The sequence below is a fragment of the Mucilaginibacter sp. A5337 genome (genome assembly GCF_059690695.1).
In genome coordinates, this window is the sequence record NZ_JCAWEC010000004.1 from 287,840 (window position 1) to 301,822 (window position 13,983).

General features: G+C 43.1%; 14 protein-coding genes. 5 read left to right on the forward strand and 9 right to left on the reverse strand.

What is annotated here, in order from left to right:
* Nucleotides 1–21: 21 nt before the first annotated feature.
* The 4 genes from AC59JO_RS15120 to AC59JO_RS15135 form a co-directional block, all read right to left on the reverse strand.
* A complete protein-coding gene (locus tag AC59JO_RS15120) occupies nucleotides 22–2,100 on the reverse strand; it encodes a TonB-dependent receptor (RefSeq protein WP_413669876.1) in 2,079 nt (692 codons plus the stop codon).
* Between the two features lie 198 nt (nucleotides 2,101–2,298).
* On the reverse strand, nucleotides 2,299–3,426 hold the full coding sequence (locus AC59JO_RS15125; protein ID WP_413669875.1) for a redoxin domain-containing protein: 1,128 nt from the start codon (nucleotides 3,424–3,426) through the stop codon (nucleotides 2,299–2,301).
* A 101-nt stretch (nucleotides 3,427–3,527) separates the two neighbouring features.
* Nucleotides 3,528–4,715 (reverse strand): redoxin domain-containing protein, encoded by a 1,188-nt coding sequence (locus AC59JO_RS15130; RefSeq protein WP_413669874.1) that lies wholly within the window; start codon nucleotides 4,713–4,715, stop codon nucleotides 3,528–3,530.
* 58 nt (nucleotides 4,716–4,773) lie between these two features.
* Complete coding sequence (locus AC59JO_RS15135; protein WP_413669873.1) at nucleotides 4,774–5,955, reverse strand: formimidoylglutamase; 1,182 nt, start codon at nucleotides 5,953–5,955, stop codon at nucleotides 4,774–4,776.
* Nucleotides 5,956–6,155: 200 nt separating this feature from the next.
* Here AC59JO_RS15135 and AC59JO_RS15140 point away from each other — a divergent pair, with 200 nt between their 5' ends.
* A complete protein-coding gene (locus AC59JO_RS15140) occupies nucleotides 6,156–7,124 on the forward strand; it encodes an NAD-dependent epimerase/dehydratase family protein (protein WP_497306246.1) in 969 nt (322 codons plus the stop codon).
* A 9-nt stretch (nucleotides 7,125–7,133) separates the two neighbouring features.
* On the opposite strand, the gene AC59JO_RS15145 is transcribed toward AC59JO_RS15140, so the two are convergent.
* Together AC59JO_RS15145 and AC59JO_RS15150 are read right to left on the reverse strand one after the other, a co-directional pair.
* Nucleotides 7,134–7,427, reverse strand: coding sequence for a HigA family addiction module antitoxin (locus AC59JO_RS15145; protein ID WP_497306248.1), 294 nt, complete (start codon nucleotides 7,425–7,427; stop codon nucleotides 7,134–7,136).
* Between the two features lie 29 nt (nucleotides 7,428–7,456).
* Nucleotides 7,457–7,771 carry a type II toxin-antitoxin system RelE/ParE family toxin gene (locus AC59JO_RS15150; protein WP_497306250.1) on the reverse strand — a complete coding sequence of 105 codons (315 nt, stop codon included), beginning with the start codon at nucleotides 7,769–7,771 and terminating at the stop codon, nucleotides 7,457–7,459.
* Between the two features lie 171 nt (nucleotides 7,772–7,942).
* Here AC59JO_RS15150 and AC59JO_RS15155 point away from each other — a divergent pair, with 171 nt between their 5' ends.
* Complete coding sequence (locus AC59JO_RS15155) at nucleotides 7,943–9,232, forward strand: HAD-IB family phosphatase (RefSeq protein ID WP_497306252.1); 1,290 nt, start codon at nucleotides 7,943–7,945, stop codon at nucleotides 9,230–9,232.
* Here the strand turns inward: AC59JO_RS15155 and AC59JO_RS15160 are convergent.
* Nucleotides 9,229–9,711 (reverse strand): universal stress protein, encoded by a 483-nt coding sequence (locus AC59JO_RS15160; RefSeq protein ID WP_413669868.1) that lies wholly within the window; start codon nucleotides 9,709–9,711, stop codon nucleotides 9,229–9,231. The two genes, AC59JO_RS15155 and AC59JO_RS15160, sit on opposite strands and share 4 nt — an antisense overlap.
* 82 nt (nucleotides 9,712–9,793) lie before the next feature.
* On the opposite strand from AC59JO_RS15160, the gene AC59JO_RS15165 reads away from it, so the two are divergent.
* Nucleotides 9,794–10,747: a tryptophan 2,3-dioxygenase family protein gene (locus tag AC59JO_RS15165; protein WP_497306254.1), complete on the forward strand. Its 954-nt coding sequence runs from the start codon at nucleotides 9,794–9,796 to the stop codon at nucleotides 10,745–10,747.
* Nucleotides 10,748–10,876: 129 nt separating this feature from the next.
* On the forward strand, nucleotides 10,877–11,947 hold the full coding sequence (locus AC59JO_RS15170) for a branched-chain amino acid aminotransferase (RefSeq protein WP_497306256.1): 1,071 nt from the start codon (nucleotides 10,877–10,879) through the stop codon (nucleotides 11,945–11,947).
* Between the two features lie 162 nt (nucleotides 11,948–12,109).
* Here the strand turns inward: AC59JO_RS15170 and AC59JO_RS15175 are convergent, their stop codons facing one another.
* Together AC59JO_RS15175 and AC59JO_RS15180 are read right to left on the reverse strand one after the other, a co-directional pair.
* Nucleotides 12,110–12,658, reverse strand: a complete 549-nt coding sequence (locus tag AC59JO_RS15175) for a histidine phosphatase family protein (RefSeq protein WP_497306258.1) — start codon at nucleotides 12,656–12,658, stop codon at nucleotides 12,110–12,112.
* Between the two features lie 18 nt (nucleotides 12,659–12,676).
* The gene (locus tag AC59JO_RS15180) at nucleotides 12,677–12,958 is read right to left on the reverse strand and encodes an ATP-dependent Clp protease adaptor ClpS (protein WP_091215366.1); all 282 of its coding nucleotides are present in this window, start codon (nucleotides 12,956–12,958) and stop codon (nucleotides 12,677–12,679) included.
* A gap of 98 nt (nucleotides 12,959–13,056) precedes the next feature.
* Between AC59JO_RS15180 and AC59JO_RS15185 the strand changes: the two genes are divergently transcribed.
* Nucleotides 13,057–13,935, forward strand: coding sequence for a DOMON domain-containing protein (locus tag AC59JO_RS15185; RefSeq protein WP_413669864.1), 879 nt, complete (start codon nucleotides 13,057–13,059; stop codon nucleotides 13,933–13,935).
* Nucleotides 13,936–13,983: the final 48 nt, after the last annotated feature.

A 13,983-nucleotide genomic window follows, 5' to 3' on the forward strand; every position in this document is an offset into this window, starting at 1 on the left:
GAACCATCAACTATAAGCTACCTAATACATAAAATTCATCCCAACCGAGTAATTCCTCAACGGTGCGGCATTATAATAACGATTACCTACCGCATTCAAATCATTCCCGAGGCTGTATTTCTGGTTCAGCAAGTTATCTGCGGCAGCAAATATTTCAAAGCGTGTTTTGCGACCTATGATTGGTTGATAGCTGACCCTTGCTTGAAGCAGATTATATTTTGGTGCATATACTGTGCTGGCATCATTAAGCGGGATTTTCGAAGTATAGGTGTGCTGAACAAACAAGGCCAGGCTTTCAGGAAACCTGATCTGTACGCTGCTTACAAATACATTTTTAGGTACGCCGGTTAGCCTGTTACCCGAATAATTTGCATTGGTAACAACATAATCCCTGAACCTGAAATGGCTGTATGTAAATGATTCATTGAATTGTAATCCGCGGATAAAACCATATCGGCTTGGCCGGATGATCCAATAGTATAACGAGGCTTCGGTACCAAGCTGATTAGTACCGCCGGCATTGATGTAATGTTCGGTTTCATCGGCATTAAGGCGACGTACTATAGCGTTGTTTAAACGATAGTAATAAACCGAAGCATCAAGCATAAAAGTTTCATCGCTGTTGCGCAGGCGGAAGCCGGTTTCGTAGTTCCAGCCATATTGGGCCTGCAGGCTTGTGTTTACGATGTTATCGGTCGGCCTTACTTCGGCAGTGGTAGGGCTTGAATAACCGCGGCTCACGCTTGCCCGCCAGGCCAGTGCATTAATGATCTGGTATGATAGGGCCAGCCTTGGCATCAATTGTGCACCAAAACTGCGGTTAGTGAAATTGTTTTGGTTAAGCGGATATATGTTTTTAAAATCATATCCATAGTCGTTTAAGCTTACCGCAGCCTCAACATGCAGGCGTTTGTATACATCGGCAGCATAACGCAAAAACACGAAATGCTGATTGGTGTGGATATCATCAATAGTTTGGGTGGTATCTTTTACCCCCTTTTTATTACCGTAATTGGCAATGTGCGAGTTGGTTTGCTGCCATTCAAAACCAAGGTCAACTTTCCAGTCCAGGCTTGGTTTTCGATCGCGGGTTAATTCAAAATAAGTGCGGAAGCCATAGGTGTTTTCACTGCGTTGTTCATAATTGGTGATGAATGGATTGGCAAAATCAACATGGTTGCCAAAAACGGCCAATACGTTACGGATATGATCATTAAAATGATATTCGTTGGTTAAGCCACCCAGATACATTTTGGTAGTGATGCCTATGTGTTGTTGAATGGCACCGGGTAAAGTTTGCGTGGGCTGGCGGGCAAGTCGCGGATCGGTATTGTATTGGGCAAGTGTTAAACCTCCCGGTGTTTGATACGCGAGATCAGAATAGATACCCAATGCTTTCAAAGTGTTTTTGCCGCTGTAGTTCCAGCTATCGGCCAGTTGCAGGTAGTTACGATGCGTATCGCTGTTTTGCCGGTAGCCATGATAGGTTTGAAAACTTTGGTTGATGTTGAGCAGGTAATTGGTAGTTTTTAATTGTACAGCTGCCTTTTCATGAAACAGGCCATATGAGCCGCCGTTTACCCCCGCTGAAATATAAGTACTGTCGTTATACCGGTTAAGCGGACTGAGGATTACCACTCCGCCGGAGTTCGCTCCAAATAAGCTGCCATCCGGGCCTTTTAATATTTCAACTTTTTGTATAGAAGCTATATCGATGGCATTTAAATAACTGTTGCCACCGGCATCGGTAAGCGGGATATCATCAAAATAGATCTTAACGTCCCTTACGCCAAAAGGAGAGCGTAACAAACTGCCTCTTATGGACAAACGGTAACTCCCCGGCGAGCGTTCTTCGGTACGTACACCCGGAACAGTATTTAACGCGTTTACAAATGAATTATCGGGCTGGATCCTGAGCTGGGCCACACCAAGTACACTTACTGATGCCGGTACGCTTATTACAGGCTGATCGCTCAGGTAACCTTTGATGATCACCGGCTTTAGCTCGGTGGTGTCTCTGTTAGGTTTGGTTTTATTTTGGGCGTGGGTTGTTATTGCTGCTGCCAGTGCGAAAGTTATGAGGGTAAACGGTTTTAACATAGGTTGATGCTCAGGGGGCGTCTTCAAAAATAGGTGTTTACAGCCGAAAATGCATCTCGCGCGTTTGTAAATATATTGACATGATGAGACGCCGGTTACCGGCGCCCTTTCTGAATGCGCATGAGGAAATTAAACGTAAAAGCCCCGGCAGAGTTGATGTTACCGGGGCTTTTATGTACAATGAGTTAAATAATATGATTAGATCTTTCCAAAGAGCTCGGCAAGCTTGTTTTGCAGATCTTCGCCTCTCAGGTTTTTACCAATGATCTTTCCGTTAGGATCTAACAAAAAGTTTTGAGGTATGCCGCGCACGGCATACAGATCAGCAGCTTTGCTGTCCCAGAATTTAAGGTCGGATACATGGTTCCAGGTAAGGCCGTCTTTGTGGATAGCTGCCAGCCATTTATCTTTTGCGTTCGGCCTGTCGAGCGATACACCAAGAATGGTGAAATTTTTTCCTTTATAGGCGTTGTAAGCTTTTACTACATTAGGGTTTTCACGACGGCAAGGACCGCACCATGAAGCCCAGAAATCTATCAAGACATATTTACCACGAAATGATGTCAGGCTAACCATTTTACCGGCAGTATCAGCTTCGGCAAATTCAGGGGCGATTGCACCTAAGGCTACTGCTTTTAATTTTGGCAAGCGCTCGGCAAATTTCTTACCTCCTTCGGTTGCTTTAATAGCAGGGCTAAAGTTGTTGAACAATGGGGCAATATCTACGTAATCGGCACTGTAGGCATATGATTCCAATGCGTTAAGGCTCACATATGAATCGGGGTTTTCCTGGATAAACTTTTTGTTTACCTGCGCATCCTGATCATCGATCTTCTTTTCTTCGGCGTTTAGTTCGGCCAGTTGCTCCGGCGTAGCGGTTTTACGTTTTGCCGAGAGCGCTTCGTATGCGTCGTTGATCGGTTTTTCGGCCAGGTTATATTTTTCGTTGTCGTTATTGGTTTTGGTGCCTTCTATTTTGGCATCGGCAATTTTATCAGTTGCGCTTACGTTGATAGTGCCCGGTTCCAGGTAAATTGAGCGATAATCTTCTGAGCTATGAAGGCCGGTGCCTTTGGGGTTAAACAAGATGTAACCGCTTACAGGTGTTGTACCTGTTTTGCCGGTAAATTTGAAGATTCCGCTGTTCAATACTGCCGAGTCGACAACCGTTTTGCCATCTTTACGGTATTCTACATACACCTTTGCCGGTGCGTTATAGGTGCCAATTTTACCCTGGATGGTATATTGGGAATCCTGTGCAAAAGCTAAAGCAGGGGCGCTTGCGATTGCCGTTAATGCTATTTTTTTAATTGAGGTCAAGTTCATATCGCAATATAATAAAATTAGCCGGCTATAAAATAACCGGCTAACGCATTGGTGAATTTGACATAGTAATGAATATAGCCTCTTGAGGCTGTATCACCCAATTAATTATATTTTCCGAACAATTGCTCCAGCTTAGCATCGAGATCCTCGCCACGCAGGTTCTTTGCTATGATTTTTCCCTGCGGATCGATCAGGTAGTTTTGAGGGATAGATGTTACTGAGTACAAGGCAGCAGCCTGGTTGTTCCAGAATTTAAGATCAGATAACTGAGTCCACTCAAGGCCATCACTTTTAATAGCAGCCAGCCATGCCGATTTGCCGTCGGGCCTGTCTAAAGATACCCCAACTACGGTAAAATTCTTGTTTTTAAATCTTGCATAGTTGCGCACTACGTTAGGGTTTTCCTGGCGGCAAGGGCCGCACCACGATGCCCAGAAATCAAGCAGCACGTATTTGCCCCTGAATGATGACAGCTTTACCGGATTGCCGTTAACATCGTTTTGTATAAAATCCGGTGCTTCAGAACCAATGGCGGTTACTTTCAAGGCCGCAAGCTGGGCCTTCATCATTTTACCGGCTTCGGTATCCCTGATATTTTGAGATAGCGAATTATATAATGGCTCAACTTCGCTAACATCGGGGGCCGGACCGCTTACCGAGGTTAGTGCAAGTAAGCTTAAATAACTATCAGGGTTGGCCGTAATGAAGCTTTTTAAAGTTGTTTTCTGCTCGGTTTGCAGGGCTTTATACCGTGCCTGCATAGCGCTTCTGAATGCAGTGGATTTTTGTTGTTCAGGCGTTGCTGCTTTGGCTTCTGCCATCAGTTTTTCGCCTTTTTGGTTGATGGCTTTTAACTGCGCCTGAAGTTTTACATTATCAGCATTAAGTTGCGATCCGGTGATCTGTGCTTTATCGATAGAATCTTTACTGGTTATGGTGATAGTGCCTTTCTCCAGGAAAAAATCCAGATCGTCGGCAGTTTTTGAAATCAGGCTGCCATTATCAGCATATTTATAATTACCGTCGATAAACTTTTCGAGCGGTAAGCCTTTATAATTAACAGCAATTGTAGCGTTAACAGGGTTGATAATAGTACCGGTAAATGAAAATGCTCCGTTAACCACGTTAGCCGAATCGGTAACATTATTTGCCCCTAACTGGTATGATAAATATACTTTGGCAGGTGTGGTAACATTACCTAATTTACCGTTAACAACAAAAGTATCTGTAGACTGTGCAAGTGCCGTTACCGGGAGCATTGCTGCTATATAAAAAAATAATTTCTTCATTAAAATATATAAAAACTCTACGCTGCTAACGTTGGAGTATGAGTTAAAATTGTGAATATCAGTTTAATTTTTGATAAGTGCGCCACCAAAGATCCGGTAATTCGCCGGATGTTGCTGTTTTATAATCGGCGTAACTACAGGGCACTAAATGAAAACGCTCATTAGGTGAGCCTGCCGAAGGATAGGGTACCTGCATCCACCAGCGGTCGGATTTTTTGCTTTTTACAAATATCACTTCCTGGTCTTCATGAGTTAAACTGGTTTTATAGATAAGATACTGCGATTTTGGGTTAAGCGGAAAATCGCGTTTACGGTTATAAAAGCCGTCAATAAAATACCAGATCATTTGCGCCAGCTGCCAGGCGGTTTGTCCGTTACTGTCGTAAGCAGGGTTAAATTCGTAAAAGCCTATTGAGGTAAGCTTATCATTAAAACCGGCATAACGGCAAAGCTGGCAGGCTTCTTCTCCATAAAAACCATTTGGTGTGGCGTTGGCATTACCCATTGCATCGGCAGCACGGATGGCGCCGATATCAAAACTTACCATACTGGCATTGCGGATGGCCGGCTCGGTAACAGCAACGTTACCGCTCAGTTCGCCTAAGCGGTGTACATCAAAATAAAGCTTATCCATTACCCGCAAACTATCCTGGCTTACAAAATAAGTTTGATAGCCCAGGTTGCTGAAGTTGAACAGGTAATTAGGATCATGCAGGAATATTTTGTTGAGATAGGAGCCGGAGGTAGTTTCGATACTACCATCGTGATTGTCTTCATCCAGGTCAAAATGCGAATCGATCACTACCAGGTCAACCTTTTGTTCAAGCTCTTCATAGCCCAGGTACTGGGCATAAGTAAGATCTTGTCCGCCGCCTAAAATAACGGGGATAATGTCTTTTTTGATCAGTTCGGCTACTACCGTTTTAACAGCAAAATAGGTGTCGGTTACCTTTTCGCCGGCGCGGATATTGCCCAGATCGGCAATTTTTACAGAATAGCCGCCTTCGTTTAACTGGTAAAGTTTTTCGCGGATATAGTCGGGACCCAGCGAGCAGCCAGAGTTGCCAACCGCATTACGATCATCCATAACGCCGATGATGGCGATGTCCGTTTTCTCTTCCAGATCAGGGAAATCGACAGAATAATGCACAATTTTATCGCCAAGCTGGCTGGTATAGAAGCCCTTTTTAGGAGCTATCTTTTTAAGATCAATCGGCGTAAAAAAATCAGCTAATGACATAAATTTTAGATGTGCAAATATGCAGATATGCAAATGTGCAGATTATTTTTTGATGCTCGCATCTCCAATATGCAATATGAACGCCTCAACAAAACAATAAAATGTCATTTAAAATGCCTTAAAATCATTTGCACATCCGCACATTTGAAATCCGCACATTTATAATCACATTTGCACATCTGAAATTTGCACACTAAATAATGATCTTAATAACAGGCGCAACTGGTTTTCTTGGGGCCGAACTGGCAAAACTTTTGGTAACCACTAACAGCCAACGGATCCGTTGTACCAAAAGGGAAAATTCAGTTATTCCTAAGTTATTATTGCCTTACCAGCAAAGCATCGACTGGGTTGATGCCGATATGATGGATATTTTTGCATTGACGGATGCGCTTGATGGCGTTACTCAGGTTTATCATTGTGCCGCATGGGTTTCATTGAAGCAGGCGGATAAAAAGCCGATGATCACCACCAATGTTACCGGGACTGCCAACCTGGTTAACCTTTGCAATGAGCGGGGTATTAGGATGGTGCATGTAAGCTCGGTGGCAGCTGTTGGAACTGCAAAACCCGGTGAGTTTATCACAGAAAACCATCACCTGGAGCAATCGACAGAAAATGATGGTTATGCCATATCTAAATTGGAGAGCGAGATGGAAGTTTGGCGGGGTATTGCAGAAGGTTTGGACGCCGTTATTGTTAATCCCTCCCTTATAATTGGCGCGAGTGCCGGTACCCAGGGCAGTGGCGCTTTGTTCAATACTGTGCGCAAGGGGCTTAAGTTTTATACCTCGGGCACCATTGGTTTTGTTGATGTAGAGGATGTTGCCAAATGTATGGTGGGCTTAATGAACAGTGATATCACTGCCGAGCGTTATATCATCAGCGCCGAAAACCGGGACTATAAAGGTATGGTTACCGAGATAGCAAAAGGTTTTGGTATTAAGCCACCTGCTATTTATGCAAAGTCATGGATGATGGAACTGGCCTGGCGTGTAGCAGCTGTTGGCGCGGCCGTGACCGGAGGCGTTCCAGCTATAGATAAAACATCGGCCCAAACGGCCTCTTTAACCCGGGAGTTTGATAACTCAAAGATTAAAAAGGCTATTGGTATCGAATTTAAGCCTATCGGTAAAACGATTACTGAGATATGTGAGGCGTTAAAGTAGTTAACCCGATTATACTGATAGTTCTTCTTCTCTGGCAACAAACAGGTCATATTCCATTTGTAAGCCTAACCAATAATGGGAACTAATACCTAATAGCTTTTCAAGCCTTACAGCAAGCTTTGCAGAAATATTTCTTTTGCCTGCAAATATTTCGCTTAAATGGTGTGGCAAAATATGGAGGGCTTTAGCTACATCCTTTTTGAGGATAGCCCTTTCTTCAATTTCTTCCTGCAAAAATTCGCCTGGATGAAATGCTTCTATTTCAATTTCGTTACCATTATGATCTAATACCTGATTATTCATAATTAGTATGATGGGCTCCTGGCCCCATTTTATGAGTAGTGATTGTTGATCTCTTCAATACAAATGATCTCCAACCTGCTGATCTCGTTGTTTTCAATCCGAAATATTAAACGATAGGATATATTCAATCGTATTGAATACTTCCCTTCATATTTCTTTCCTTTTAGTTTTTCGAAGTGAAGGCTTTTGATCGCCCGTAAATCGGCGGTGTTTTTTGCCTGCCTGATTTGGTATAAGCGTTTTTTAAAAGCTTTGATCACGTCGTCCGGAAAAGGCGATTTTCCGGTTACTTTATTGCAATTGGCCACTTCACCCAGAAAGTGATCTTCAATTATTACCTGCATTGCTACGGTTTATTAAATGTGATTGATTTTTTCATCGTTTTTGCTTTAAAACTATTTGAACGTTATCAAATATATCGATTAATAATAAAGTTACCAAAAAAAGGTTATTTTAATTTAAACTACAATCTCTCTATACTTCCTCAGCAAATTTTTTGCACCTTTGCAGCCAAGATGGAACAGTACTTTATTATTGATTTCGATAGCACCTTTACACAGGTTGAGGCCCTTGACGAACTGGCCCGGATCTCTCTCAAAAACCGCCCGGACCGTGAAGATATCTACAAGCAGATAGAAGATCTAACCAATGCATCGATGGAGGGTAAGCTATCCTTTACCGAAAGTTTAGAGCGCAGGGTGAAATTGCTCAATGCCAATCGCGATCATTTAAAGCAACTGATCAGCCATCTTAAAAAGAAGGTTTCTACTTCTTTTTCCCGTAATACTATCTTCTTTAAAAATCACCAGGACGAGGTTTTGATCGTATCCGGCGGGTTCAAAGAGTTTATTACTCCGGTAGTAACCGAATATCACATCAAAAAAGAAAACATCTACGCCAATACCTTTGTGTTTGACGAAGAGGGCAATATCATAGGCTATGACCGCGAAAATCCGCTTTCGCAGGAAGGCGGTAAGGTGAAGCTGCTGAAAGAACTTCAGTTACCAGGCGACATCTACGGTATTGGTGACGGGTATTCTGATTTCCAGTTAAAGGAATCGGGCATGATCAAAAAGTTCTTCGCCTTTACCGAAAATATCGAACGCAAATCGGTAGCTGAAAAAGCCGACCATATTACCCCAAGTTTTGACGAGTTCCTTTATCTGAATAAACTGCCTCGAGCGATCTCTTATCCTAAAAACCGCATTAAATGTTTGGTTGTGGGTAATGTTGATGAAGATGCGCTGGATCAGCTGAAAAAAGAAGGCTACAACATGCGTCACCGCGAAAGTGTTGAAGATAAATACCTTGAAGAAGCCGGCGTGTTGTTTTGTGACGAAGAGAATCAGCCAAGCGCCGAGCAGGTTCAAAACGCGGGTAGGTTAAAAGTAATTGGCGTTTTTGGAAAATGTAACCGTAAACTGGCCGATGTTGCTGCCGAAAACGGTATCATTATATTTGACGATCCAAGGCATAATCCGCACAGTACCGACTTTTTGCCAAAAAGGGTAATGGCTTTCATGAACGAAGGTAAAACACATACCAGTTGCAACTTTCCCGATCTGCAGCCACCGCGTGTTAATAATGCGCACCGTTTAATTCACATTCATAAAAACGTGCCCGGCATCCTGGCTAAGATCAACGATGTATTTGCCCGTCATAATATTAATATTGTAGGTGAGTTTTTGGTTACCAATCCGCAGATAGGTTACGTAATTACTGACGTTAATACAGGCTATGATACCGAAGTGCTGAATGAATTAAAGGCTATTGAACACACCATCAAATTCAGGCTTTTATATTAATCCTTTGTTTCAATATAAGGAACAACCAAGACGGGTATTAGCGATTTGTTGACCACATGCTCAGCAACATTGCCTAAAAAAAACTTATCGATACCGGTGCGGCGATGAGTACCTATCACTATCAGATCGGCATTGAATTCCTGGCTGCATTCAATGATGGCTTCGGCAGTTGAGCCGTATTGGGTAAATTGAGCTATTTGTAGTCCTTCTCCCCATTCTTTTGCCGCCTGTTCAAGTAGTGTGGCTGATCGATTGCTTTGTAATGTCTCCAGTTCTGAACCCGGGAGGTTCAGGTTAGTATCAAAAGGTATTCCACCCATTAAACCACTCTGGGTATCGGTGGGCACGATGATAGGTTCGACTATATGTACCAAACCAACCTCGGCACCATAGGTATGGGCTATATCAAAGCCATAGGCCGCAGCATAGCGTGAAAATTCGCTTTCATCAATGCCGATGAGTATCTTCCTGATCTTCATAATAATATCATAAGGCTTGTATCCATATAACAACCTAATACGGATATGTTTTAGCAGTTTACTATTTTATTACCTTTGAGGTATGCATTTCTCTTCCGAAATTGAAGACCGTTTAAACCGCCTGCAGGAAAAGTATGAAGCTATGGGCCAGGATATGAACTCATACCTTGATGGCTTGCTTTATGCCGATTTTTTAACCTATTGGGATTATATCCACCTGGATACACTGCTTAGTTTACAAAATCCTAAGACCCCATTTCCCGACGAGGAGATTTTTATCATCTATCACCAGATCACTGAACTGTATTTTAAGCTTGCCCTGCATGAATGCAAACAAATTGCCGAAGCCAGCCCGTTAACCCCTGAATTTTTTACGGCGAGGTTAAAAAGGATCAACCGGTATTTTGGTGCTTTGACCCACTCGTTCGAAATTATGGTTGATGGGATGGAGAAGGAACAGTTTCTGAAATTCAGGATGTCTTTATTGCCGGCAAGTGGATTTCAGTCGGGTCAATATCGCATGATCGAAATCTATGCTACAGATTTTATAAACCTGGTAGCAAAAGATAAACGTGATGAATTGCAGCATGCAACTATTGAAGATCAATTTGAATACCTGTACTGGAAATTTGGAGCAACAGAACTATCTACAGGAAAAAAGACCTTAACGCTTAAGCAGTTTGAAAAAAAGTATTCAAAAGCTTTTATTGAGCTTGGCAAGGCAGCTGTTTCGCATAACTTTAATACACTGGCCAAACAGTTTGAAGTATCTTCAGAATTGAGCCCTGAACTGCGTACCGAATTACGTCAGCTGGATATTAATGTAAATGTAAACTGGCCGCTGTCACATTATAAATCGGCGGTACGTTACCTTAACCGTGAACCTGAGGATATTAAGGCAACAGGAGGCACCAACTGGCAAAAGTACCTGCCGCCACGCTTTCAAAAGCGGATCTTTTATCCATGGGTATGGAGCGAAGAGGAAAAGGAGAACTGGGGCAAAGCCTGGGTTGATGATGTGTTGAGTAGCATTTAAGCTTTGCGATCATATTGTCAAAATGATATTTTTATGTGTGATAATCACCATTTACATGCTTGTTTTTTTGGCGTAGGCCATAAAAATGCCTAACTTTCCATTTTCTATAATTTATTAATTTTTAATGCCATGACCGAGACATTGGACATCAAGATCAGCAGGACAACTGCTTCCCGTTTGCAGCAAACGGACTTTGACAACTTACCTTTTGGAAAAACTTTTTCTGACCATATGTTTGTGGCCGATTACGCGGACGGTGAATGGAAAAATCTCTCGGTCATTCCCTACGGCGAAATTGGTCTAAGCCCTGCAATTTCAGCACTTCATTACGGACAAGCGTTTTTTGAAGGCCTGAAAGCCTATAAACATGCCGATGGAAAAATCACCGTTTTCCGTCCGGATAAAAATGCTATCCGTTTCAACAAATCGGCCGAGCGCCTTTGTATGCCAACTTTGCCCGAGGAGATCTTTTTGCAAAGTATAGCTACCCTGGTTGACCTTGACCGCGACTGGGTGCCTTCAAAGCCAAACCATGCTTTGTACATCCGTCCGTTTATGTTTGCTACCGATCCTTATTTGGGTGTAACACCATCATCAACTTATAAATACATGGTATTGGTTGGCCCGGTTGGTCCGTACTTTTCAAAACCATTACGTGTTAAAATTGAAACACATTATACACGCGCTGCCGAAGGGGGTATGGGCTATGCCAAAGCTGCCGGTAACTACGGAAGCTCAATGCTGCCTGCCCGCAAAGCAACTGAAGAAGGTTTTGATCAACTGATCTGGACTGATGCTAAAGAACACAAGTTTATTGAAGAAATGGGCGCTGCTAACGCGATGTTCCTGCTGGATGGTAAACTGATCACTGCCGAAGCAAAAGATACCATTTTAGATGGTGTAACCCGGGACACGGTTATTGCTTTAGCTAAAGAATGGGGTATCCCTGTTGAAGAACGTAAAGTTTCTGTAGCAGAGATTGTGGAAGGTGCTAAAAACGGCAAATTAACCGATGCCTTTGGCGCCGGTACCGCCGCAACTATTGCTCCTGTAGCCTCAATCAGTTATGAAGGGCAGGAATACTTCCTGAGCGATCCGAAAACACGTGAGTTTTCAAACAGGGTATTTGATACGCTTGATGCTATTAAATATGGTAACGCTCCTGATACCCATAATTGGAATTACCTGGTTAGTGAATAATCATTATTGATATAAAACACAAAACGCCCCGGATTTTCCGGGGCGTTTTGTGTTTACAATCTCTATGTCATTGCGAGCGTAGCGTGGCAACCGCACGTAAGCAAGTCCGCTCTGTATAGCATGCGGTTGCCACGCTGCGCTCGCAATGACATGGTGTATATCTTAAAAACTACACCCCGCAGCCGGCATAATCCCTTCTTTGTCCATTGTTAATGATGGTTTGCCTTTTTTGAAAGTTACAATCCAGATACTGTCAAAATCGTCGTCGGGCCATTGCAGGTCTTTAACTTTCATGCCTAATGCTTTCAGCAAAGGTTTAATCTGATTGTGTTCCCATACAATTAGGATGGTGCCTTTTTTTGAGGTGAGCTCTTTAGCTACTCCGTTATCATCTTCTTCCTCAAAATTACTGTTGATAGAAAGATTGTATTTTACTGCAAACGGCGAAATGGTTTGGAACATGCGGGCTCTCGGGGTCGATTTGCCCTGGTGCATTGCCGGCACGTAAATATGATCGGGAAGACCAAATTTGGCTTTTAACACCTCGGGCAGTTTAAGCGCGCGGTTAAACCCGGCGCATGAAAGGTTATCGCCCGCATCAGGCTTTTCGGCATGGCGAATGAACACCAGTTTCAGGTTTTTGCCCTGGCCGCAGGCGGTGAGGCTTGCCCAACCGACTATTAAAAAAAGTAAAAGGAGTTTTTTTATCATGTCGGTTGTTGTTATTGTTTATTCTACTGAAACAGTTAAGCCTTCCTGCTGGAGGATCTTACGGTAGATCTCCATTTCGGTAAAGGAGCCTTCAAGTACGGCGCATTTGCCTTCGTTGTGTACTTTCCATGCTATCTTTTCGGCTTGTGGTTCTGAGTAATCCAGGTATTTCATCATGCAGTGGATCACGTGGTCAAAAGTATTAAAATCATCGTTCCATAATATTAAACGATGAAGCTCTTTAAGTCCTGCAAGTAACTCCTCGAGTGTAAATGTTTCTTCCTGTACTTCGGTTGGCATACGTAACTACAAATTTACTCAAAAACAATAATAAAAGTGTTAAAATCGTGTTCCTTGGTCTTAAAAATCATGTTACACTTAACCCCCAAAAAAATCACATGAAAAAAGCATACCCGGCTTTTGTTTTGGCATTAGCTGCGCAACTCTTGGTAACTCATCATTCTTCGTTCGCTCAAAGCACTAAAAATAGCCTTCAGGGCCCTCCTGCTAATATTAATGTTGATGGCGATCTGAAAGAATGGGGCGATAGCCTGCGTTATTATAACGAAGAAAAAAAGCTGAATTATGCGCTGGCCAATGATAAAGATTTCCTGTATGCTGCTATTAGGGTGAGCGACCGGCTTGATAAAATGAAGGTGTTGAATGCAGGCATAACCTTAACTATTGATCCTAAAGGAAAAAAGAAAGATAGCTTTACCCTTACTTTCCCTTTAGCTGCACAAGATGAAAAACCAGAATTTACCAAACCAAAGGATGGGGACGGAGAAATTACGCAGGCGGATCGCGACGAATTAATGCGCGAACGTATTACTAAGTTGCGCTATATCAAAGTTGTTGGCTTTAAGGATATTGAGGGTGATATGATTACCACATCAAATACATATGGTATAAAAACTGCTATAAATTATGATACCAATGGCGATCTGGTTTATGAGGCGGCCATACCGTTAAGTTTTTTCCATGCCGGCAATGATGCCTTTAAAAGCGAATGGGCTTTTAATTTTAAGATCAATGGTTTTCAGCGCCCGGCAGGTGGCGGTGGTGCAGGAGAGGGTGAAGGCGGAGGCTTTGGCGGCGGAGGCGGTCGCGGCGGAAGAGGTGGTATGGGCGGCGGAGGCGGCATGGGTGGCGGCCGTGGTGGAAGAGGCGGTCGCGGAGGCATGGGCGGCGGTATGGGGCGTGGGACAGCCGGTGGTTCCGGCGAAATGTCAAAATCCGTCGATTTTTGGGAGAAGTATTATTTAAGCGGGAAATAAGTTTGTTTCAAACGATAAAGTCCGAAAGGTTTAAGATACGCTTAAATC